Annotated in this window: 21 protein-coding genes; 11 read left to right on the plus strand and 10 right to left on the minus strand. The window is 64.6% G+C overall.

Annotation, left to right across the window (positions count from 1 at the left end; all coding sequences use genetic code 11):
• The first annotated feature begins 17 nt into the window (after window positions 1-17).
• A complete protein-coding gene (locus ACOQFP_RS13775; RefSeq protein ID WP_421584629.1) occupies window positions 18-749 on the plus strand; it encodes an SIMPL domain-containing protein in 732 nt (243 codons plus the stop codon).
• Here ACOQFP_RS13775 and ACOQFP_RS13780 read toward each other — a convergent pair.
• The 5 genes from ACOQFP_RS13780 to ACOQFP_RS13800 form a co-directional block, all read right to left on the minus strand.
• Window positions 746-1,864 (minus strand): CaiB/BaiF CoA transferase family protein, encoded by a 1,119-nt coding sequence (locus ACOQFP_RS13780; protein WP_421584630.1) that lies wholly within the window; start codon window positions 1,862-1,864, stop codon window positions 746-748. The genes ACOQFP_RS13775 and ACOQFP_RS13780 overlap by 4 nt on opposite strands.
• A 31-nt stretch (window positions 1,865-1,895) precedes the next feature.
• Window positions 1,896-2,537: a TetR/AcrR family transcriptional regulator gene (locus tag ACOQFP_RS13785; RefSeq protein ID WP_421584631.1), complete on the minus strand. Its 642-nt coding sequence runs from the start codon at window positions 2,535-2,537 to the stop codon at window positions 1,896-1,898.
• 54 nt (window positions 2,538-2,591) lie between these two features.
• The gene (locus tag ACOQFP_RS13790) at window positions 2,592-3,959 is read right to left on the minus strand and encodes a lipase family protein (protein ID WP_421584671.1); all 1,368 of its coding nucleotides are present in this window, start codon (window positions 3,957-3,959) and stop codon (window positions 2,592-2,594) included.
• A gap of 257 nt (window positions 3,960-4,216) precedes the next feature.
• Entirely contained in the window at window positions 4,217-5,098 is an 882-nt protein-coding gene (locus ACOQFP_RS13795; RefSeq protein WP_421584632.1) for a dioxygenase, read from the minus strand.
• A 291-nt stretch (window positions 5,099-5,389) separates the two neighbouring features.
• Window positions 5,390-5,599, minus strand: coding sequence for a hypothetical protein (locus tag ACOQFP_RS13800; protein ID WP_341245062.1), 210 nt, complete (start codon window positions 5,597-5,599; stop codon window positions 5,390-5,392).
• Between the two features lie 144 nt (window positions 5,600-5,743).
• On the opposite strand from ACOQFP_RS13800, the gene ACOQFP_RS13805 reads away from it, so the two are divergent.
• From ACOQFP_RS13805 to fahA, 3 genes are read left to right on the plus strand one after another with little or no spacing between them, the layout of a single operon-like run.
• On the plus strand, window positions 5,744-6,937 hold the full coding sequence (locus ACOQFP_RS13805) for a homogentisate 1,2-dioxygenase (protein WP_421584633.1): 1,194 nt from the start codon (window positions 5,744-5,746) through the stop codon (window positions 6,935-6,937).
• Complete coding sequence (locus tag ACOQFP_RS13810; protein WP_421584634.1) at window positions 6,883-7,722, plus strand: hypothetical protein; 840 nt, start codon at window positions 6,883-6,885, stop codon at window positions 7,720-7,722. The genes ACOQFP_RS13805 and ACOQFP_RS13810 overlap by 55 nt, the downstream gene beginning before the upstream one ends.
• Before the next feature lie 19 nt (window positions 7,723-7,741).
• Window positions 7,742-8,935: a fumarylacetoacetase gene (fahA, locus tag ACOQFP_RS13815; protein WP_421584635.1), complete on the plus strand. Its 1,194-nt coding sequence runs from the start codon at window positions 7,742-7,744 to the stop codon at window positions 8,933-8,935.
• Here the strand turns inward: fahA and ACOQFP_RS13820 are convergent.
• Complete coding sequence (locus tag ACOQFP_RS13820; RefSeq protein WP_341245107.1) at window positions 8,914-9,426, minus strand: Lrp/AsnC family transcriptional regulator; 513 nt, start codon at window positions 9,424-9,426, stop codon at window positions 8,914-8,916. The genes fahA and ACOQFP_RS13820 overlap by 22 nt on opposite strands.
• 164 nt (window positions 9,427-9,590) lie before the next feature.
• On the opposite strand from ACOQFP_RS13820, the gene hppD reads away from it, so the two are divergent.
• Entirely contained in the window at window positions 9,591-10,796 is a 1,206-nt protein-coding gene (gene hppD, locus ACOQFP_RS13825) for a 4-hydroxyphenylpyruvate dioxygenase (protein WP_421584636.1), read from the plus strand.
• Window positions 10,797-10,801: 5 nt separating this feature from the next.
• On the opposite strand, the gene ACOQFP_RS13830 is transcribed toward hppD, so the two are convergent.
• Window positions 10,802-11,266, minus strand: coding sequence for an Lrp/AsnC family transcriptional regulator (locus ACOQFP_RS13830; protein ID WP_206491080.1), 465 nt, complete (start codon window positions 11,264-11,266; stop codon window positions 10,802-10,804).
• A gap of 159 nt (window positions 11,267-11,425) precedes the next feature.
• Here ACOQFP_RS13830 and ACOQFP_RS13835 point away from each other — a divergent pair, with 159 nt between their 5' ends.
• Genes ACOQFP_RS13835 through lpdA form a run of 4 tightly spaced genes read left to right on the plus strand, consistent with a single transcriptional unit; the run spans window position 11,426 to window position 16,162 of the window.
• Complete coding sequence (locus tag ACOQFP_RS13835) at window positions 11,426-12,541, plus strand: thiamine pyrophosphate-dependent dehydrogenase E1 component subunit alpha (protein WP_421584637.1); 1,116 nt, start codon at window positions 11,426-11,428, stop codon at window positions 12,539-12,541.
• Window positions 12,538-13,542 carry an alpha-ketoacid dehydrogenase subunit beta gene (locus ACOQFP_RS13840; protein ID WP_421584638.1) on the plus strand — a complete coding sequence of 335 codons (1,005 nt, stop codon included), beginning with the start codon at window positions 12,538-12,540 and terminating at the stop codon, window positions 13,540-13,542. Before ACOQFP_RS13835 ends, ACOQFP_RS13840 begins: the two co-directional genes overlap by 4 nt.
• Complete coding sequence (locus ACOQFP_RS13845) at window positions 13,539-14,798, plus strand: dihydrolipoamide acetyltransferase family protein (protein WP_421584639.1); 1,260 nt, start codon at window positions 13,539-13,541, stop codon at window positions 14,796-14,798. The genes ACOQFP_RS13840 and ACOQFP_RS13845 overlap by 4 nt, the downstream gene beginning before the upstream one ends.
• Window positions 14,795-16,162, plus strand: coding sequence for a dihydrolipoyl dehydrogenase (gene lpdA, locus ACOQFP_RS13850; RefSeq protein ID WP_421584640.1), 1,368 nt, complete (start codon window positions 14,795-14,797; stop codon window positions 16,160-16,162). Before ACOQFP_RS13845 ends, lpdA begins: the two co-directional genes overlap by 4 nt.
• Window positions 16,163-16,214: 52 nt before the next feature.
• On the opposite strand, the gene ACOQFP_RS13855 is transcribed toward lpdA, so the two are convergent.
• Entirely contained in the window at window positions 16,215-17,459 is a 1,245-nt protein-coding gene (locus ACOQFP_RS13855; protein ID WP_421584641.1) for an EAL domain-containing protein, read from the minus strand.
• Between the two features lie 320 nt (window positions 17,460-17,779).
• On the opposite strand from ACOQFP_RS13855, the gene ACOQFP_RS13860 reads away from it, so the two are divergent.
• Together ACOQFP_RS13860 and ACOQFP_RS13865 are read left to right on the plus strand one after the other, a co-directional pair.
• Window positions 17,780-18,808 (plus strand): Rv1355c family protein, encoded by a 1,029-nt coding sequence (locus ACOQFP_RS13860; protein ID WP_341243485.1) that lies wholly within the window; start codon window positions 17,780-17,782, stop codon window positions 18,806-18,808.
• 79 nt (window positions 18,809-18,887) lie between these two features.
• Complete coding sequence (locus ACOQFP_RS13865; RefSeq protein ID WP_206491090.1) at window positions 18,888-20,057, plus strand: GGDEF domain-containing protein; 1,170 nt, start codon at window positions 18,888-18,890, stop codon at window positions 20,055-20,057.
• Between the two features lie 12 nt (window positions 20,058-20,069).
• Here the strand turns inward: ACOQFP_RS13865 and ACOQFP_RS13870 are convergent, their stop codons facing one another.
• Both ACOQFP_RS13870 and ACOQFP_RS13875 read right to left on the minus strand, forming a co-directional pair.
• The gene (locus ACOQFP_RS13870; protein WP_421584642.1) at window positions 20,070-20,897 is read right to left on the minus strand and encodes a hypothetical protein; all 828 of its coding nucleotides are present in this window, start codon (window positions 20,895-20,897) and stop codon (window positions 20,070-20,072) included.
• A 315-nt stretch (window positions 20,898-21,212) separates the two neighbouring features.
• Window positions 21,213-22,514 (minus strand): MFS transporter, encoded by a 1,302-nt coding sequence (locus ACOQFP_RS13875; protein WP_206491091.1) that lies wholly within the window; start codon window positions 22,512-22,514, stop codon window positions 21,213-21,215.
• Window positions 22,515-22,607 lie beyond the last annotated feature (93 nt).

Raw genomic sequence — 22,607 nt, forward strand, 5'->3', positions numbered from 1 at the left:
TGGTGGACACTACGGCGGTGAGTCGAAATCGATGGAAGCTCGGATCGTACACATCGACCCTGGCGCTGGCGGTGGTGTTGATCGCGGGCTGCAGCAGTCCGGCAACCACGTCCTCTGATGGATCTGTCGGAGTGAACGTCAACGGCGTGGGAGAAGTCCAGGGTGCGCCCGATACCCTGACGGCGCGGATCGGTGTCCAGGTCTCGGCCGAGGATGTCACTGCCGCCATCGAAGAAGCGAACGCGGCCGCTACAAGCGTCACGGACGCGGTGGTCGCAGCGGGCGTCGACCGCGCGGATATCCAGACTCAGCAGGTCTCGATCGATCCGCAGTACTCGGGTGCGCTCCCGGGCGGTGACTCGACGATATCCGGATATCAGGCCACCAATACCCTGCAGGTCACGGTTCGCGACCTGTCGAAGGCGTCTGCGGTGCTGGGCGATGCCACCTCGGCAGGCGGAAATGCGACCCGGATCTCCGGGGTCTCGTTCAGGATCGACGACGACTCCGAGCTGATCGCCGATGCTCGTTCCAGGGCGTTCGCCGATGCCAGAGATCGCGCCGAGCAGTATGCCGGCCTCGCGGGCGGCGAACTCGGCGACGTCGTGTCGATCACCGAGTCGATCACCGGGCAGGAGCAGCCGACGTCCTTCCGTGATTCTGCGGGTGCGGCGAGTATGGCGGTGCCCATCGAACCGGGGCAGCAGACCGTGTCGGTGTCGGTGTCGGTGCGATGGGCGTTGAACTAGTGTCGGCCCTCGAGCCGGGGAGGCGGCATGCGGTAGTTCACCGGGGTGGCTGAGAAATCCACCGGGTTTCGGACGCCGTCTGCGGCTGCTCCTGGCACCTCGACCCGTGGCCCGAGTCCGAGTGACTCCGCGAACGCGAAGGCCTCTTCGACGGAGTTGACCGGCCCGGCGGGAACGTTCCGGTCCATCAGCGCTCGATACCAGTCGTCCGCGGTGCGTCTGCGCAACGCCGAGGTCAGAATGTCGACCAGCTGATCTCGATGTTCGACGCGAGCGGAGTTGGAAGAAAAGCGCTCGTCCTCGGCCAGGTTCGGCTCGTCGAGCACCTCGACCAACGCCCGAAACTGCCGGTCGTTTCCCACCGCCAGTGCCAACGGGCGGTCGGCAGTTTCGAACACCTCGTACGGCACGAGCGAGGGATGCTTGTTGCCCATGGGAGCCGGCACCACGCCCGCCCCCAGGAAGGCCGCCGACTGGTTGCTCAAGGCGGACAGCACCGAGGCCATCAGTGAGGTGTGCACCTGCTGACCCGCACCGGTCTGCGATCGATGATGCAGTGCCGCAAGGACTCCGCTCAGCGCGTGAAGACCGGTAACGATGTCGACCATCGCCACACCCACTTTGGTCGGGGTGGAGGCGTCGGGGCCGGTGACACTCATCAGACCGCCGACCGCCTGGACCACCAGATCGTAGCCGGGAAGTGCCGCGCCCCCGCCGGTACCGAAACCGGTGATCGAGCAATAGATCAGACTGGGATTCTGCTGCGTCAGAGTCGAATAGCCCAATCCCAATCGGTCCATGGCACCGGCCCGGAAATTCTCGATGAGAATGTCTGCGCCGGCAATGATCTCGCGGGCCTCAGCTGCACCGCTGTCCGACTGCAGGTCGATGAACCTCGAGGTCTTGTTCCGATTGACGGAGTTGAAATATGTTGCGGTGCCGCCCGAGTCGTACGGCGGTGCCCACGACCGAGTGTCGTCGCCTCGTCCGGGACGCTCGATCTTGATCACCTCGGCACCCATGTCGCCGAGCATCATCGTCGCGTACGGGCCTGCGAGTACGCGAGAGAAATCCGCGACGACGAGTCCTTCCAGTGGACCGGTGGCAGCTGTCATCGGTCCACTGTATTGGTCGACAGGCCGCGGTTCAGTTCAGGTCGGGAACGAACGCTCCCAGGACGGCGACCATCGTCTCGACGATGAGCTCGATCGGTGGGCGAGGCGGAGCCGTGCGGGACCAGTCGGAGACGATCTCGGTGAGTGCCCCGAGGAATGCCGTTGCGGCCAAACGGTATCCGCCAGGGGGAACGAAGTCGAGCCCGATTTCCGCACGCAGGGTGGCCTCGAAGAACTCCACCCACTGCGCACGGCGGCGCGTGCGGTGCTGTTCCACGGCGTCGCTGACACCCAGCATCTCCAGATACGAAATCCGCGCGCGCCGCGGGTCACCACCTATCGATCCGACCAAGGCTGTCATGGCGGCGGCGACGAGCGCGCGCCGATCTCGATCGACGTGACCGTCGAGGGCCGCGACGACTGCAGCCAGCGCATCGTCCTGAATCAGGTCGTACACGTCGACGAGCAGCGCCTCACGGTTGGCGAACTCGCTGTAGAACTGACTACGCGCGAGACCGGCCGCGGTGCAGATATCCGCCACCGACGTGCCTGCGTAGCCACGTACTCCGATGACCTCGATCCCGGCCTGGAGGAACCGTGCGCGCCGATCGGCTTTGCGCGCGGCCGACGATTGTCCGGCGTAGATGCGGCCTTGGTCATCGGCGTCGGTCACCGGCGGAGTCTACCGCCGACGAACCGTCCGCCGCCCTGACGCCTCTCGCGTCGGTCACGCCCCGATCGGCTTGCCGAACAGCCCGGCGATTATCTCGCCGACGGCGTCGACGAAGAGCGGGTGTGCACGCGTGTCGAGTGCCATCGAGCCGACGTCGTTGGTTCGGCAACCGGGTTCGACCGGGACGCCGGCGAAGCGGTCGCGCATCCACAGCACCGCGCTCGGAAAGGCGATCAGCTCGAGGGTGATGTGTTCGCTGAAATGGTCACGGGTGTAGGTCACATCGGCACCTGGTCGGCTGCAATACGAGTCGACCATCGCGTTGACCGGTCCGATCGGCACCAACCAATCCGGGTTGGAATGGTAGACGTAGAGCGGCATGTTCGGAGTGGTGCCGCCGAGCTGCATCGCAGATAGAGCCTTCTTCACCACTGGTTGCTGGATCGGGTCGCCCTCGGTATGGAGAAAGCCCTTCAGGTTGACGAACGGGAGCAGCGCCGAGCTGTACCCGACACAGAGATTGTCCTTGGCCGCGAACAATGCCCGGCCGAGCGGATCGATATGTGCGTCGATGAACTCGGCCAACTCGGGATCCTCGCGACTTGCACCGATGATCCCTGCCGCGACGATTCCCGAGCCGAGGGTGTTGTTGGCGTTGTCGACCAGTGCCCCGAGCTCAGCTGGCGTGCCGCCCTCGGTGACGCCGACGATATCGAGCTCGGGGGCGTAGCTTTCGGCCAGTTCGGCTGCATGCCCGGTGGCGATCGCGCCGCCGGAGTAGCCGCTCATACCGACCCGGGTGGCCTCCCCGGCGAGCTGCATCGGAGCGAAGTTCTCGGCCGCTCGGATGCCGTCGAGTGTGATCCGACCGGCCACCGGGCCTGCAGCGAACGAGTTGTTCGGACCCTGATGATCGGGCACCGACACCGCCCACCCTTGGGCCAGCGCTGCCTGCACTTCGAGAAATTGTGCCCCCGAGGTCACCGCGCCGGTCACCGGCCAGGGAATGGCTCCCGCTCGCATGGCGTACGAGGGCGCACAGTATGCCGCGAGCGAATCCTCGGCCAACTGGATGGAGAGCAGCGGCCGCGGAGCCGTGGCCACGCCACGGGGCTTGATGACCGTGGTCACCGCAGCGATCGGCTCATCGCGGCCGTTGTTGGACCGGAACGACAGCTGCCAGGCATCGACCTGGGTGGGGATGACGTTGAGGGTGGCCAGCTCGACGGGCCGTGCGGCAATGATCTGGCCCGGCGCGGCCGCGGCCACCACGTCGTCGGGCGGAAGGTAGAAATCGGTGTCGAACTCCGGAATTTTCGGCCACGTGAACGGTGCAAGAGGTGGCTGGATTTCCACCTCGGGCGAATCGGGTGCAGCAGCAGCGGGCGTCGTCATGACGGCGAAAGCCGCTGCGGCGGTCATCACGCTGATCGCTGTACGCAGCGTCCAAGATCGGGCAGAAGACACGGGTGTACTCCTTCGCGCCGGACGACGGAATCCACTGGACGCGCGCCCGGCGACGGTTGGTAGAGCGCATCCGCCCATCTTGGACACCGATGTCCGAGATGGTGCTCAGAACTGTAGAGCGAAGTGGCGTGGATAACAATCCCCAATCGAAAAGAATCCAGAAGTGAACCGATCCCACGTTCCCTCGGATCGCTCCCGCCTCCCCTGAGAGGTCAGGCGACTGCGAAAGACCGCTTCGCCAAACCGAATCGAAAGCCGGAGATGGCAGCGGTCACCGGTGCCTCCGGGTTCTCGGCGGCACCGAGGGTGACGAACAGCGGCGTGAAGTGTTCGACAGTCGGGTGGGCGTACGGCATTCCCGGTGCGAGATTGCGGAAATCCGACAGAGTCGCGACATCACCGCGGGACAGTGCGTCGGCGGCCCACAGATCGAAGTCCTCCGACCAGGTCGGCACGGTGTTGGTGTCGAAGTTCTCCCGCGAGAGGAACCGCAGTCCATGAGTCATGAACCCCGAACCGATGACCAACACTCCCTCGGCTCGAAGTTCCTTCAACGCAGCGCCGATCGCCATCAGACGCTCGGGAGCGTGCGTCGGCAGGCTCAGCTGCAGAACAGGGACGTCGGCATACGGATACATCACCTTCAGGGGAACCCAGGCTCCGTGGTCGAGGCCGCGATTGGCGTGTCGGTGCAGGCTCTCCGACGCCGGTAGTGCCGCGGCAACCCGCGTGGCCAGTGACTGCGCGTCGGGCGTCCGGTATTCCATCGAGAAGTAGCGCTGAGCGAATCCGCCGAAGTCGTAGACCAGCGGGGTCGCGGCCGCCGATGCCGACAAGCTCAGCGGGGCCTGCTCCCAGTGCGCGCTGACGATGAGGATCGCCGTGGGCTTGGGCATCGACTGCGACCACGTGAAGAGTTCGTTCATCCAGAGTGCGTCGTCGAAGACCGGTGGTGCGCCATGGCTGATGTACAGCGCGGGCATCGGACCATCACTCGGGGCCCACACCTGCTGCGATCGGCTCGCGGGTGCGAGGTCGGCGAGAAACGCGTCGAACGCTGCGCCCGCTCTGGGCGGGTTGATCACGGATGTCATGGCGGGTCCTTCGAGCGCTTAAGTTGAATCTTCAACTTAGCACTCCAGTCAATTCATGACAACGCCACCTCGCAGGTAGACCTCGATCGCCGGTGACCTCAGCGTCCACTATTCGTGCCGAAAAGCCTTTTCCCGTTCGTGGGAGCGAATTGTGGACACTCACGTCAGTGCCATCAGGCCGTTTCGAGCAGGTACCCGAACACGAGGTATCCGCCGCCACGCTCCGCACCTTCGCGCGCAGCGGCCGACACCGTCAGCAGACGCACGACCCGCGTGTCGCCGCGGAGTCGACTAGCCGGTGGCGAGCGCGAGGTCGCTGACCTGGGGCTCGAGCTGAACAGTCGAGTACCCCTGAATCTCGAACTTGTTCTCGCCCTCAGGTGGCCCGAGGACGGCGCGAACGATCAACGTCGCGGCGGCAGCGACGAGTGCGATCACGACGACCACCGCTGCGACGATCAGCAGGGTCCGTCGGCCACCGAACAGGTTCTTCGAGCTCATGGGTCCATCATGGACCACGCCGGGATGGACCGAGCCGTGCGGTGTGGACTTCGATCCAGGTACCGATCGAAGGACTCGTGACTAGAGTTGCCCTGATGCTCGCCCGTACCCCGACGAGTCGAACAGCAGCGAACGGGAGGATGCGTGGCCTACTACCGGCAGCTCGGATCGGTTCCGCCGAAGCGACACACCCAGCACCGAACTCCCGACGGCAACCTCTATTTCGAGGAGCTGATGGGCGAAGAGGGATTCTCTTCGGACTCGTCTCTGCTGTACCACCGCCAGATACCGTCGGCCATCGTCGATGCCACGGTCTGGGAACTCCCCGATCAATCGACAACGCCCAACCATCCGCTCGTGCCGCGGCACCTGAAGTTGCACGAGCTGTTTCCCGAATCCGCGGTGGCGGACACCGATGTCGTCACCGGCCGACGCCTCGTTCTCGGCAACGCCGACGTCAGACTGTCCTACGTGGTCGCAGCGAAAACCTCGCCGCTGTATCGCAATTCGATCGGCGATGAGATGGTCTATATCGAGTCCGGCTCTGCCACAGTGGAAACAGTGTTCGGCACTCTACAGGCACAGCAGGGCGACTACGTTCTCATTCCACGCGCCACGACGCACCGCTGGATTCCCGACACCGCGCTGCGTGCCTATGCCATCGAGGCCAACAGTCACATCGCGCCGCCGACGCGGTTTCTGTCGAAGTACGGCCAGTTGCTCGAGAACGCCCCGTACTGCGAACGCGATCTGCACGGCCCCACCGAGCCTCTGCTCGGCGAGGGAACCGACGTGGAAGTGCTTGTCAAACATCGTGGTTCGACGGACATCGTCGGAACCCGATACGTCTACCCGCAGCACCCGTTCGACGTGGTGGGGTGGGACGGCTGCCTATACCCGTACACGTTCAACATCTCCGACTACGAACCGATCACCGGCCGGGTGCATCAACCACCGCCCGCACACCAGGCGTTCGAAGGGGCCAATTTCGTGATCTGCAATTTCGTTCCGCGCAAGGTCGACTACCACCCGCTGGCAATTCCGGTGCCGTACTACCACTCGAACGTCGACTCCGACGAGATCATGTTCTACGTAGGCGGTGACTACGAGGCCCGCAAGGGTTCCGGGATCGGCCAGGGGTCGATTTCGGTGCATCCCGGTGGTCACGCTCACGGCCCGCAACCCGGTGCTTACGAACGCAGCATCGGTGCCGAGTTCTTCGATGAATTGGCCGTCATGGTCGATACGTTCCGACCGCTCGAACTCGGCGAAGGAGCGCTCGCGTGCGAGGACACCGGGTACGCGTGGACCTGGGCCGGCCGGGGGCCGACTCGATGATCCCGCCGTTCTACCATCGCCTGTTCGACGACGCCGCTGTCTTCCCTCCCGGCAATGCGCCACTCGATGTTGCTGCGGCACAACATCTCGAGTACCGGGCCAGCGCTTTCGCAGACCTCGTCGGCCCGTTGGTCGTTCCGATGAACCGGGTGAGCGAGCTCGTCCTCGGTACTCGAATGAACGTGGCGTTGACCGCACCTGCGGGCCCGGGCAGCGTGGCGGCAGGCCTGCGGGTCGCCGATCGGACCCCCGGGGTGACCGTTGTTGCCGTCGACGTGGCAGTGCCCGAAGGCACGAACATCGACGCCCTGCGCACCATCACTGCGGACATCGACATCTACGTCGAAATTCCCCGGGACTCCAGACGGGACGCGATCTTCGACGCCGTCGACGAGTTCGGGTATCGCGCCGCGTTCAGCACCGGCGGCGTCGCCGCAGACCTGTATCCGAGCGAACAGGAACTCGCCGCGTCCATCTACGAGGCGGCGCAGCGCGAGGTCCACTTCAAAGCCACCGCCGGCCTGAACCAGGCTGCCCGTAACACCGATCCGCACAACGGGTTCGAGCAACATGGCTTCCTCAACGTGGTGCTCGCGGCGCAGGCCGCACACAGCGGCGCTCGCGTCGGCGAGCTCGAGAAGATACTGGCGATCCGAGACGCCGATACCCTCGCCGGGCTCGTCGCCGGGATCGAGGGCCAGCGGGCATTCGCCTCCTTCGGTGCCTGCAGCATCCGCCGACCCCTGGACGATCTCGTCCGCCTCGGACTCGTCCCGCCCCTGTGACCTACAAGGAGCGCCGTTCGTGACGCACATCGACCTTCCCGCCGACTCGCAGTTCGGAATCGACAACCTCCCGTTAGGCATCTTCAGCACGCCGGGCACGGCTCCTCGCGTCGGAGTCCGCTATGGCGAGACCGTGATCGATCTTTCCGTAGCGCTGGGCGATCCAGAATTTTCTTCGCCGAGCCTCAATACGTTCATGGCCCGAGGACGAAGCCGCTGGGTCGAGGTCCGCGAATCGATCACCGACATGCTCATCGGTGGCCAGACCCCCGCGGAAGCAATCGTGTCCGTCTCCGACGTCACGATGCACCTGCCGTTCGAGGTGGCCGACTACGTGGACTTCTACGCCTCCGAGCACCACGCGTCCAATATTGGCCGACTCTTCCGGCCCGATGCCGAACCGCTGCTACCGAATTGGAAGCACCTGCCCGTCGCGTATCACGGACGGGCAGGCACGGTTGTCGTCTCCGGCACCGACATTACCCGGCCTCACGGTCAACGTAAGGCTCCCGACGAGCCGTCGCCCACGTTCGGGCCGAGTCGACGACTGGACATCGAAGCCGAGATGGGCTTCGTCGTCGGTGTTCCGTCTGATGGTCCCATCTCGCCGGATCAGTTCTCCGAGCACGTGTTCGGTGCCGTCATCGTCAACGACTGGTCGGCTCGCGACATCCAGGCCTGGGAGTACGTGCCATTGGGACCCAACCTCGGCAAGAGCTTCGCCACCTCCATTTCACCCTGGGTCGTCCCCCTGCTGGCGTTGGAGCACGCGCGGGTGTCGACGCCGGTGCAAGACCCCGAGCCGCTCGAGTACCTGCGCGAGTCTCGTTCCTGGGCACTCGATATCGACCTGACAGTGTCTTGGAACGGTCACGTCGTATCCCGTCCGCCCTACCGTGCGATGTACTGGTCGCCCGCCCAGATGCTGGCCCACGAGACCGTCAACGGCGCGTCATCGCGAACGGGTGATCTGTTCGCATCGGGGACGATCTCGGGACCCGCCAAGGATCAGCGGGGTGCGTTCATCGAATTGACCTGGGGCGGATCGGAACCCGTGCGGCTCGGCGCGCAGACCCGAACTTTCCTCGAGGACGGCGACGATGTGGTCATCGCTGCGAGTGCGCCGGGACCTCATGGCTCTCGCATCGGCTTCGGCGAGGTGCGCGGCCGAATCGTGCAGGCCCGAGAAAGCTACTCGCGCGTTCGTCGATAGGCCGGTGCCTTGGGCGTTCCTTCGGACTCGGCGGTATCGAGCAACGGCATCGCTCGAAACTCGACCAATTCCGAGAGCACCACCACACTGGTCGATCGTGCGACCGTACGAGATTGGTTGAGGACGATCAGCGTTCGCTGAAGATCGTCATGAGACGCCGCGGCGACCCGACACAGCACATCTCCGGCCCCGGTCGTCGCGAACGCCTCCAGCACCCCGGGTATCTGCTCCAGGACGGCGACGACGTCACCGAGCGCTCCCTGGGCGATCTCCAATGTGACGAACGCCTGGACTCCGTAACCGGCTGCAGCCAAACCGATTCGAGGACGGTAGCCCCTGATGACCCCGCTGCCCTCCAGTCGTTGTAGCCGAGCAGTCACCGTCGCACGCGCAACACCCAGCGTTCGCGACAGCTCGAGCACCCCGATTCTCGAGTTCTCGTGCAGCGCGGCGAGCATCGCTCGGTCCAATTGGTCGAGAGTGAATTCCATCGTGCACCTCTCATTTTCTCTACCGATCGTAGAGCAAAACCCGTCAGTACCTGCGCGATCTGTACAGCTGGACTAGCAGACACAGCGTCGATTGACAGCCCGTCGCCTCGATGTTGGGCTCAGCGGGCCAGTTCGCCCACACCCGGATTCCCACAGGAGACCTCATGAGCGGAGACAACATCCTCCACGACGCCGAGCGTTCGGCCGATCTCGACGCCGAGCAATTGCGTCAGCTCGTCGGTCTCATCGAGTACGACGACACGCGCGACCCGTTTCCGGTCAGCGGTTGGGACGCCATCGTATGGGCGGTGGGCAACGCGACACAGACCTCGCACTTCTTCCAGTCCGCATTCGGCATGGAACTCGTTGCTTATTCCGGCCCGACGACCGGCCAACGCGACCACCACGCCTACGTACTCGAATCGGGCGCAGTGCGTTTCGTCATCAAGGGAGCCGTCGACCCGGACAGCGATCTGGTGGCCCACCACTCGCTCCACGGTGACGGCGTCATCGACATATCGCTCGCCGTCCCCGATGTGGACCGATGCATCGAACATGCGCGAGCCCAGGGCGCGCGCGTTCTGTGCGAACCCACCGACAGCACCGACGAGCACGGCACGGTACGGACGGCGACCATCGCCACCTACGGCGACACCCGCCACACTCTGGTCGACCGATCCGGATACACCGGCGCGTACCTGCCCGGCTACGTGCCGCGGACCTCGACCCTGCGACGGCAGGAAGGCGATCCCAAGCGCATCTTCCAGGCCCTCGATCACGTGGTCGGCAACGTCGAGCTGGGCAAGATGGACGAGTGGGTGGACTTCTATCACCGCGTCATGGGATTTACGAACATGGCCGAGTTCGTCGGGGCCGATATCGCCACCGATTACTCGGCGTTGATGAGCAAGGTCGTCTCCAACGGCAACCACCGGGTGAAGTTTCCACTGAACGAACCGGCCGTCGCCAAGAAGCGATCGCAGATCGACGAGTACCTCGACTTCTACCGCGGGCCGGGCGCACAGCATCTGGCGCTGGCCACCAACGACATCCTGTCCTCGGTCGATGCCCTGCGCGCAGCGGGCGTCGAATTTCTGGCCACCCCCGACTCGTATTACGAGGCCCCGGAACTGCGGGCCCGCATCGGCAACGTTCGGGTACCGATCGACGAGCTGCAGAAGCGTGGAATTCTCGTCGACCGGGACGAGGACGGTTATCTACTGCAGATCTTCACCAAGCCTCTGGTCGATCGCCCGACGGTGTTCTTCGAGCTGATCGAACGGCACGGCTCGCTCGGCTTCGGCATCGGCAACTTCAAGGCACTGTTCGAGGCCATCGAGCGCGAGCAGGACGCGCGCGGCAACTTCTGACCGGGCTACCGAACAAGACCACCTCGGTCCTCGTCGAAGATCAGCCACGTGCGCGTCGCCCGGACTCCGTCGATCGACTGCAAGCCCTCCAGCACCACTAGCCGCAAACTCTCGTTGTCGGGGGTCCGAATGAGCACCAGCACGTCGAAATCGCCGCCCAGCAAACTGAAATGGTCGACGAATTCCATCGCTCGCAGACCCTCGGAGACGGTCCGCCAGGAATCCTGGCGGATGGACAACGCGATGAAAGCCGAGGTACCGAGTCCGGATGCCGCATGGTCGACCTGCACGGTGAATCGCTCGATCACACCAGCATCCTTCAGTCGATCGACCCGCGTATAGGTATGGGCACGTGAGAGATTCAGCCGCTCCGCCAGCACCCGCATCGATACCCGACCGTCCGCGGTGAGCTCGGCGAGGATACGGCGATCCGTGTCGTCCAGGTGCACCCGTCGCGAGGGGTCGTCCATTCGTCCGCTCCAACCCGGTAGTTACCTGCATCGATCGGACAAATTCCGCTACGACACGGAGATCGACAGCCATATGTCTGCAATTCTACGACCATCGGACCACTTCCTCACCGAATCGGCCAGAATCGCCGTACAAGCCGATCTCAGGAGAGTGCCCCCATGACGACCGTCGAGAAGGTCCCGGCAACGTCCTACCGACAATTCATGCCTGCCGAGAGTCCCGTGCAATATCTCGCACCCGACGGGACCGGCGTCGACAGCGCCGCCCGCTACGCGCACCCGTCGAACGATCGCCTGCTCGAGATGTACCGATCGATGGTCCACGGCCGCCGATTCGACCAACAGGCAACGGCATTGACCAAACAGGGTCGGCTCGCCGTCTACCCGTCCTCACGCGGCCAGGAGGCCTGCCAGATCGCGGCAGCGCTGTGCTTGGGCGAACAGGACTGGATGTTCCCCACGTACCGCGACTCGATGGCGCTGTCCGCGCGAGGCGTCGACCAGGTGGAGCTGCTCGGCATGCTCGCCGGCTACTGGCACTGTGGGTACGACCCGACTGCATATCGGGTGGCACCCCAATGCACGCCTCTGGCAACACAATTGCTGCACGCAACGGGATTCGCCTACGCCGAGGCAAAGCAGGGTCGAGACACCATCGCGCTCGCGTTCTGCGGAGACGGAGCCACCAGTGAGGGCGACTTCCACGAGGCCCTGAACTTCGCCGCAGTGTTCCGCGCACCGGTCATCTTCCTGGTCCAGAACAACGGCTTCGCGATCAGCGTGCCCCTGACTCGTCAGAGTGCTGCACCATCGCTGTCGCACAAGGGGGTCGGCTACGGCATCGGGAGCGAGCAGGTCGACGGCAACGACCCGATCGCAATGATGACCGTGATGGACGAGGCAGTGAAATACGTCCGCGCAGGCAAGGGACCGGTGGTCGTCGAGGCACACACCTACCGCATCGACGCCCACACCAACGCAGACGACGCCAGTCGCTACCGCAAAGCCGACGAGGTCCAGGGCTGGCTTGCCCGCGATCCCCTCTCCCGCCTCGATACCTATCTCGAAGCCCAGGGAGTGCTCACCGACGAACTCCGCGAGCAGATGATCGCCTCCGCCGACGCCGATGCTGCGGCGCTGCGCACCGGAATGAACGTCGAGCAGGACGTCGACCATGACGATCTGTTCCGGTTCGTCTACTCCTCCCCCACCCCCGGCCTGATCGAACAACGCAATCAGGTCGCCGCCGAGATCGCTGCAGGAGAACTGTCATGACCACGATGACCATGGCCGGAGCACTCAACGCCGCCCTGCGCGACGCGTTGACCGAGGACCAGAAGGTCGTCGTGTTCGGCGAGGACGTCGGCACGCTCGGCGGCGTCTTCCGTGTCACCGACGGACTGACCCGAGACTTCGGTGACGATCGCTGCTTCGACACCCCACTCGCCGAGTCGGGCATCATCGGATTCGCGATCGGGATGGCGATGTCGGGCTACAAGCCCGTGGTCGAGATGCAGTTCGACGCCTTCGCGTACCCGGCTTTCGAGCAGATCGTCTCCCATGTGGCCAAGCTGCGCAACAGAACTCGCGGCTCGCTCACCGCACCGATGGTCATTCGTATTCCGTTCGCCGGCGGCATCGGCGGCGTCGAGCACCACTGCGATTCCTCCGAGGCCTACTACACCCACACCCCGGGGCTGAAGGTCGTCTCCCCGGCCACCGTCGCCGACGCGTACTCGATGATGCGCGACGCCATCGCCGACCCCGATCCGGTGATCTTCCTCGAACCGAAGCGGCTGTACTTCTCCAAGGACGACATCGAGCTGACCAAGACCGAGCCGATCGGCACCGCCGTCGTGCGCCGTGCCGGTACCGACGTCACACTTCTCGCCTACGGCCCGACGGTGTCGGTGGCCATGCAGGCCGCAGAATTCGCGGCCGAGGACGGCCGCAGCATCGAGGTGATCGATCTGCGATCGCTCAATCCGTTCGACGACGAGACCGTCGCGGCCTCGGTCCGTAAGACGGGGCGCTGCATCGTGGTCCAAGAGGCGCAGGGCTTCGCCGGCGTCGCCGCCGAGATCGCCTCACGCGTGTCCGAACGTTGCTTCCACCACCTGCACGCCCCGGTACTGCGGGTGACCGGACTCGACATCCCCTACCCCGCACCGAAACTCGAGCACTTCCACCTGCCCTCCGCCGACCGGATTCTCGACGCGATGGACCGACTGCAGTGGAACGACGCACCCGATCTGAGCAAGGCGGTCACGGCATGAGCATGCAGGTATTCCTGCTCCCTGACCTCGGTGAAGGACTGACCGAGGCCGAGATCGTGGAGTGGAAGGTCGAGCCCGGCGACACCGTCACCATCGATCAGGTCGTCGTCGAAGTCGAGACCGCGAAAGCGTCCGTCGAGGTGCCCTGCCCGTTCGAGGGTGTTGTCGGCGAACTGCATGCGGACGAGGGCACCTCACTCGCCGTCGGCGCTCCCCTGATCAGCATTACCGGCGGTGCCGTCGCCGATGTGTCCGCTGCCCATGAGCAATACCGCGAGGAAGAACGCGCCGGCTCCGGGAACGTGCTCATCGGCTACGGCACCGGACACGGTCCCACCGGACGTCGCAAGCGGACTGCGGCTCCGCCGCAGGTGAGCGGAAACTCGACCCAGGCTACGAATTTCCACTCACATGCACCGAAGGTGCTCTCCCCCATCGTTCGAAACATGGCGTTGCAGGGTGGGCTCGATCTGGGCAGTATCGCTACCGCGGGAAGTCACGGAGTCATCACTCGCGCTGACGTGGAGCGAGCACTCGCCACCGGCGTTCCCACGACCGATGGCGTTACCCGAATCCCGATCACCGGTGTTCGTAAGGCGATCGCAGACAAGCTTTCTCGTAGTCGCGCGGAGATTCCCGAGGCCACCGTCTGGGTGGACGTCGACGCGACGGCTCTGCTGCAGGCCCGACGCGATCTCGATGCGTCCATCGAGGGAGTCAAGGTGACGCTGTTGGCGGTGCTGGCAAAGCTCACCATGATCGCGTTGGCGAAGTTCCCGGAGCTCAACAGCACGGTCGACACCGCAGCCGGCGAGATCCTGCGCTACGAGAACGTCGGACTCGGCATTGCAGCGCAGACCGATCGCGGACTGATGGTTCCTGTTGTGCCGCAGGCCGACAAGGCCGATCTGAAGGAACTCGCCGAGCGGCTGGGCGAGTTGACCGAACTCGCCCGAACCGGTTCTCTCCCTGCAGCCAGGCTGAGCGGCGGAACGTTCACCCTCAACAACTACGGCGTGTTCGGGGTCGACGGCTCGGCCGCGATCATCAACCATCCCGAGGCCGCGATCCTGGGCATCGGACGCATCATCGACCGCCCGTGGGTGGTCGACGGCCAATTGGCCGTGCGCAAGGTGGCGCAGTTGTCCTTGGCGTTCGATCACCGAGTCTGCGACGGAGGAGTTGCAGGCGGTTTCCTCCGCACTGTCGCCGACTTCGTCGAGAACCCGGTCGTGGCATTGGGATCCGTCCGATGAGCGATGTCGACGTCCTCGTCCTCGGCGGCGGATCGGGTGGCTACTCGTGCGCACTGCGTGCCGAACAGCTCGGTCTGTCGGTTGCGTTGGTCGAGGAGGACAAGCTCGGCGGAACGTGCCTGCATCGCGGATGTATCCCCACCAAGGCGCTGCTGCACACCGCCGAGGTGGCCGACGCGGTGCGCGGTGCGGCGCATGTCGGCGTCACCGCTTCGTTGACCGGTGTGGATATGCCTGCGGTGCTCGACTACAAGAGCACCGTGGTCGCTGGCCTCTACTCTGGACTGCACGGGCTGTTGAAGCGGCCTGGCATCGAGATCGTTTCCGGCAGTGGTCATGTCGTCGGCCCTCGCACCGTCGAGGTCGACGGTCGACGCATCACCGGTGGCTCGCTGGTTCTCGCCACCGGGTCGTATTCACGCACCATCGCGGGTATCGAACTGGGACCCCGTGTGCTCACCAGTGACAGCGCACTGTCGCTGGACCGAGTTCCGGAGTCGGTCGTCGTGCTGGGCGGCGGGGTCATCGGCATCGAATTCGCCAGTATCTGGTCCTCTTTCGGCGCCGAGGTCACGGTGGTCGAGGCCCTCGATCGCATCGTGCCGGGTGAGGACGAATGGTCTTCGAAGCAGCTCACCAAGGCACTACGCAAGCGCGGCATCGACATTCGTACCGGCACCAAGGTCGAGACCGTCACCGAATCTGCCGAGGACGTCTCGGTGGCACTGTCATCCGGCGACACCCTCTCAGCCGATGTCGTGCTGGTAGCCGTCGGTCGTGGACCTCGCACCGACGGTCTCGGTCTGGCCGAGCAGGGCATCGCCACCGAACGGGGCTTCGTCACCGTGGACGACAATCTGCTCACCACCGCCGACGGCGTCTATGCCGTCGGCGATATCGTGGCCGGATATCAGTTGGCTCATCGCGGTTTCCAGCACGGCATGTTCGTCGCCGAGCACATCGCCGGACTCGCGCCCGTGCGCATCGACGGCGATCTCGTTCCGCGCGTGACCTATTCGCACCCCGAGGTGGCCTCGGTGGGACTCACCGAGAAGGCCGCAGAGGAGAAGTTCGGCAGGGTGACGTCGGTGGTCTACGACCTCGGCGGCAACGGCAAGAGCCGCATTCTGGCCACCGCGGGTGGTGTCAAAGTGATTCGTGCACGCGACGACGGTCCTGTCGTCGGGGTTCACCTCGTCGGCGACCGCGTGGGCGAATTGATCGGCGAAGCCCAACTCGCGGTGGCCTGGGAAGCTCTACCGTCCGAGGTCGCCGGCTTCGTGCACGCCCACCCCACCCAGAACGAGGCACTCGGTGAAGCAATGATGGCGCTGTCGGGACGACCCTTGCACGCCCACAGCTGAAAGCTGCTCGAACACAGCGGAAAGCTGCCCGAACATGTGTCGTCGCCGCCGATCAGGGAGGCGGACGGTTGGGGCTCCTACTGTGCACGATCAATGTGTGTGCGGCATCGCAGACTTCGGCTGGATCGACAGCGAAGTAGTACATCCACTGGCTCAACGGTGACGTGGTGTCCTCGGTGTCGAGCGGACGTGCCACCAGCGCACAGTAGAACCGCTGGCCGATGACAGCGATGGCACCGATTCGCTCGGACGGTTGAACCAGTTCAGCGTGACGCACCCCGTCGGTGGCAGTGAACAGTTCGCGAGGCGCGTCCAGTGCTTTGACGTACGGATGTTTGCCCGCGAGCTGCTGCAACGTTCGCGCCATCTCGGCTGGGCACAAGTGGGGGTCTCGGAATGCGATGACGATCGTCAGGGTTTCGGTGGTGGTCAGCGCGAAGTCGAGCAGGTGCTCGGACAGTTCCGCGAGCAGCGAGATCGACGTCGCGTCGGTAGCGCGTTCGTCGAGAATATCGGCCAGCGATGTCTGTACGGACGGGCGCGGTTGCACGGGAAAGAACGCCGTCGGGGAGGCATCGAGCGGGGCGGGCCGACCGAGGTGAAACCCCTGTCCGTACGCGGCACCCCATGCGATCGCTTTGTCTTTCTGCCTTTCGGTTTCGATACCCTCGGCGATGAGCGCGACGTCGAACCGGCTCGCGTACGCGAGCACGGCGAGCAGGGTTGTGAGTCTGTCGCCGGATAGATCGTCGTCGAGCAACGATCTGTCGAGTTTGATCACCTCGGGCGAGAGTAGGGGCAGCACCACCATCGAATCGGGGTCGGCACCGACGTCGTCGAGAGCGATGATGATGCCGCTGCGTCGCAGTTGGTCGGCCGATCGCAACAATCGTGCTGGGTCGGTGAGCAATGAGCGTTCGGCAAATTCTGCGACAGGCCGAATGCGGGGGCCACCTGCGCGAAGCAGTTCGCCGAGGCGTCGGGTCGAAGTCGACGAGTGCTCGGACGACATTGCTTCGGCCTCGACGTTGACGAACAACGTCCGCGGCGGCTGGTCGAAGGGAGAGACCTGCGTCGCCGCTGTCGTCGCCGCCGCTATGCACGCGCGATCGAGCTCCTCGGCCACACCCAGGTCACGAGCGATCTCGAAGATCCGCTCGGGCGAGGTATCCGGAAAAGCAGGCCACCTGGTGAGAGCCTCGTGTGCAACGACCAGCCCGGACCTCAGGTCGACGATGGGTTGAAAAACTGAGGTCAGCGAGCTGAAACGCTCATCGAAGCCGCTGTCGCCACTCAACTGTCACCCCACGTTCTCCTCTCCGAGGCTGCACACGCGCCGAGGCTTCCCGTCATACGCGGACTGTGCCACAGCAGACCCGCCTGCGCATGCATAGTTCCGATACAGCCCGGCCGCCGGAGGGCACGGATCACGCCCTGCCCCACTGTTGGTCGAGCCCCTGATCGGCCTCGTTCGTTCCCCGGCGCGGCCGTCGCTGCCGGGCGGCCGCAGAATTCGGCAGCGATCAGTAACGTGAAGCTGTCCGGTGTCACCACCGACTGCAGGAAGCTCGCGGCGCGTCCGTCGCCGACAATCCAAAAGATGTGGAGTGCACAGCAATGGCAGAGCACACGGTGTTCGACCCATCCCGGCATGATCAGGACTCGATCGTCCGTGGATTGTTCGACGACCCCACCATTGATGTGCTCGACACGACTGCAGACCAGCTGCTCTCGCTTCGGCAACTACTTCCCACCGCCGCAGACGCCGGCGAGGAACCACCGCGCTGGGTGTACTACCCCTGGCACCGGACCCTGGTACGCGTCCTCGGCCCACGGGGTTTCGATCGGCTGCGACTGGACCGCAACCGAAACAAGATCACCATCGAAGAGCAGGCTCGACTCAGGGGGCTGCGCATCGGAATTGTCGGGCTGAGCGTCGGTCACGCAGTCGCGCACACCCTCGCACTGGAAGGACTGTGCGGCGAATTGCGTCTGGCCGACTTCGACGAGCTCGATCTGTCGAACCTCAACCGCGTCCCGGCCTCGGTACTCGACCTGGGTGTGAACAAGGCAGTCGTGGCGGCCAGACGGATCGCCGAACTCGACCCCTATCTGAATGTGCAGGTCTTCGCCGACGGAGTGCGAGCGGACACACTCGACAGCTTCCTGGACGGGCTCGATCTCGTCGTGGAGGAATGCGACTCCATCGATACCAAACTGCTGGTCCGCCACCATGCTCGCGCTCGGGGAATCCCGGTGGTGATGGAAACCAGCGATGGAGGCGTCCTCGATGTCGAACGCTTCGATCTCGAGCCCGACCGGCCGGTATTTCACGGACTGCTCGGAGAACTGGACACGGCGGATGTCGCCGGAATGAGCATCGAGCAGAAGAGCACGATTGCCGCCACGCTGCTCGACCCGAGCAAACTGACCGCGCGAATGACGGCATCGTTGCCGGAAATCGGTCGCACGATTTCTACCTGGCCGCAGCTCGGCGGAGACGTCGCGCTCGGCGGGGCGGCCGTCACGGCGGCCGTGCGGACCTTCGGCCGAGGTGAACCACTGCCATCCGGTCGACGACGAATCGATCTGGACGGGTTGGTGAGCACTGGACTCGACCCGGTGGCAGGCCATGCAGAGGGATGAGCGGGCGCACACCGACCGACAGGCACCGACAGCTACTGTGTGAGGGGGTTCGCCCGACCCTGATTCGAGGAATCAACCGATGAACGTGCTCGACCAGTCGACTCGTCGGCGTGCGAACTACCGACCCACACGGCTCGATACCCGCACCGCCGCGGTCATCGCCAGTGCCACGGGCGCTGCGCCACTGTTGGCCATTGCCGTGCTGTCTCCGACGTTTCTGCGGCCGAACGCTCTTCCGATCCTCGCCGCGGTGCTGACGTTCACCGCAATCACCGTGGTCTTCGCCGCCAAGGTGGGGCGGTTGAGTGAACGGCAATTCGCAGTCCTGGGATTCGGCGGCATGGCCGGAGTCGCCGTCAGCGCCTACTTGATCGCTGATCCGGCCGGCACGCGCGCAGTCACCTCGATGCTGGCCATCGTTCCGGCCATCGCAGCATCGAGCTCGCCGCCACGGGTGACCGCCGGCCTGTCGGCGATCTCGGTCGCGATGGCCACGATTCTGTCGGTGGTCAGTGTCGGCTCCTCCGGGTGGGCGGTCACCGCCGTTGCCATCGGTGCGGCCACGACGACGGTGCTGGTGCCGGTCGCACTCATCGGCGGCTTGCGTCGAACCCTGTCGTCGGTCAACGAAAAACTGCAACAGCTGGCCGACACGGACCCGTTGACCGGTCTGGTCAACCGCCGCGGTTTGCTCTCCCACGCCCAGACCCTGCTGCACGAGTCCTTCGTGCGAAGAGAACCGTTGACTGCATTGGTGGTCGATGTCGACTACTTCAAGGCCGTCAACGACACTGCCGGTCATACCGCGGGCGACCGAACGCTCGCGGCGGTGGCCGACACCCTCGCGTGCGCTGTCCACGCGGTGGTGAGCGTATCCGACGCGGTCGTCGCTCGAACCGGTGGCGAAGAGTTCTTGATCCTCGCCACCCACCGGGAGGATCAGGAGCTTTCCCGGCAGATCCTCGACCGGGTCCGGTCCGATTGCACGGTCACCGTGAGCATCGGAACGGTGACCGTGGACGTGCAGGCTGCAGTGTCCGGCAACAGCGCGCTACCCACCGCAGGCGTCGCGTCGACCGAATCCGGTGGTCTCGACGAGGTGCTCGACGCCGTCGTCCGCGCAGCCGATGCCGCGCTGTACCGAGCCAAGACCGATGGTCGAGACCGCGCCTGCCACGCGGGCACTCTGACGATCAGATGGCAGGGCACCGCGCAGGGCGGACCGGCGGAGAACCGTCAGCTGCAGTAATCGCGCCTACCGCTACGCCACGAACGGGACGCTGCGATCGCCGCACAGTGAGCGCGCCTCGACGACCATCGACTGCCACACCTCTTCACTGGCGGTGTGCGCCAGGGTGGCCCGGTCCCACCACATCATGACGGTCCGATACTGCTCGCTCGGGTACGCAGCGGCGGGGATGTCGTGGTCGATCTGCCCACCGGAGCTCTCCCACAGTCGCAGCACGTGATCGGCCGCGCTGGCGAACAGGTACCTGCTTCCGGTCAATTCGATCGTCGGCAGTGCTGTCCGGGCGAGGACGGACGACACCGTGCGCCCAGCGGCTCCTGCATCGACCCAGGCGCTTTTCATTTCCACGATTCCGTGGTGGAGCCGAGACTGCAGCAGCTCGGTGACCATCGGCAGTCCGGGTGAGTCTTTCCACTCGGTCAGGACGTGCGATTGCTCGATCATCGCGTACGGACCCTGAGCTCGAACGCCGCCGAGCATCGTGCCTGCCGCATCGAGAACGACGTAGAACAGGGTTGTCGTGGCACCCGAAGCAACCTCGTCCATGTCGAGCGCAACGGTGACGCCGTGGCGTGAGTAGGACTCCCATGCTCCCGCTACGTAGCGGGACCACAGTTCGGGCGAACCCGACGGCGTCGCAGCAATCAACGTCAGTGCGCCATCTGCGCAGAGCGTCGACCGGTGCCCCCAGTCGAGTGCTCGCCGTTGGGACCGAACAAGGCCTACCCGCTCCTTCGGTGAGCTCGGCCGAAGGATCGGAGCGCTACGGGTGTAGACCGTGCTGCCTGTGTTGTCGAGCGTCCGCGTCGAGGGCGTGCTGGGGCGGAGGGGGGTCGGCATAGGTGAGCTCCTGGGTGATGCTCGACGCCCTTCTGGGGCCGTCTCGAGCGCGTGGGTGGTTCCTGGACAATCGTCAAACTAATTGTGTTCAGAAAACAACCCTACGGACCAGAAGATCATTCAAAACATACTTTGATTCACTTACTACCCACACTGCTATGAAGGATCACCGAACAAGCGCACCGCCTGACGCCGTGACCTGTTACTTGTCACATGCGCGTGGTGGGTGCACCGTTGATCAACCGCCCTCACTCGACCCGAAACGCCGAGAGCCCCCGACACCGCGGGGGCTTCGGGGGCTGTGGGGTACCGATGTCAGACGCTGAGGTCCTCGTCTCTGCGGTTGGCGATACGCGAGGTCGCCACGAAGGAGACACCCGCCAGGATCATCAGGTAGATCGAGATCGACATCGAGGTGCCTGTTCCGTTGAACAGCGCCTCGGAGATGGTCGGCACGAAAGCCCCACCGAGCACGGTGCCGATCGCATAGCCGATGGACGCACCGCTGAAGCGCACTGCTGCGGGGAACATTTCGGCGTACAGGGCCGGCTGGGGGCCGTACGACAGCCCGAGTCCGACGGCGAAGAGCCCTAGGGCCACGTAGATCCAGTGCAACTCACCGGTGTCGACGAGCAGGAAGAACGGGATGGCGCACAACACCATTGCCGCGTTTCCGGCGTTCATGATGGTGGTCCGAGAGTGGCGATCGGACAGATGCGCGCCGAGCAGGGTGAAGATGCCCCAGACGACGGCCGCGAACAAACTGGCGACCAAGACGTCGACTCGGGCCAGCCCGTGTTCGCGCGTCGAATACGCCACGATGAAGCCGCCGACGATGATGTAGCCGTTGCCGTTGGTGCCGATGAACGACAGCGCGGCGAGCATGACCTGCTTCTTGTTGGTGCGCCACAGGGACCGGACGGGAGTGTGGTTGCGCTCCTTGCGTTCTGCGAGCTCCTTGAACACCGGTGTCTCTTCGACGCGGCGTCTGATGTAGAAGCCGACGAGGATCAGCACGAAGCTGATCAGGAACGGGATGCGCCAGCCCCAGGCCTCGAACTGTTCCTCGCTGAGCAACCCGGTGCACAGCGCCAGCGTTCCGACCGCGATGAGCATGCCGAGCGGAACACCCATTTGGGTTGCCGCACCATAGATTCCGCGCTTTCCCTTGGGAGCGTGCTCGACGGCCATCAATGCCGCGCCACCCCACTCGCCGCCGGTCGAGAAGCCCTGCAGGATTCTCAGCAGGATCAGGATGATCGGGGCCCAGATCCCGATGGTCGCATAGGTGGGTAGCAGTCCCATGCCCACGGTGGCAGCGCCCATGATCGTCAAGGTTGCGATGAGCACCTTCTTGCGCCCGATCTTGTCACCGAAGTAGCCCGCGACGATGGCACCGAGGGGACGGAAGACGAAGCTGATACCGATGGTGACATAGGCGACCAACTGCCCGGACGACCCCATGGGCGCGAAGAACAATTGGGCGAAGATCAGCGACGCTGCCTGCGCGTAGATGAAGAAGTCGTACCACTCGACCGTGGTTCCCACCATGCTGGCCATCGCGGCACGGCGATGCTCGCGCGATACGCCGATGGGCGTCTCGACCTGTGTTGACATCGACTTGTCTCGTTTCGTTCGGGCTTCGGCGCTCAGTGCGCCGAGGGACATGTTGACAGTGGTGCGGGACAGGGGTCCGACGTGTGAATACTC

The organism is Rhodococcus sp. MALMAid1271 (assembly GCF_049195265.1).
GTDB lineage: Bacteria > Actinomycetota > Actinomycetes > Mycobacteriales > Mycobacteriaceae > Rhodococcoides.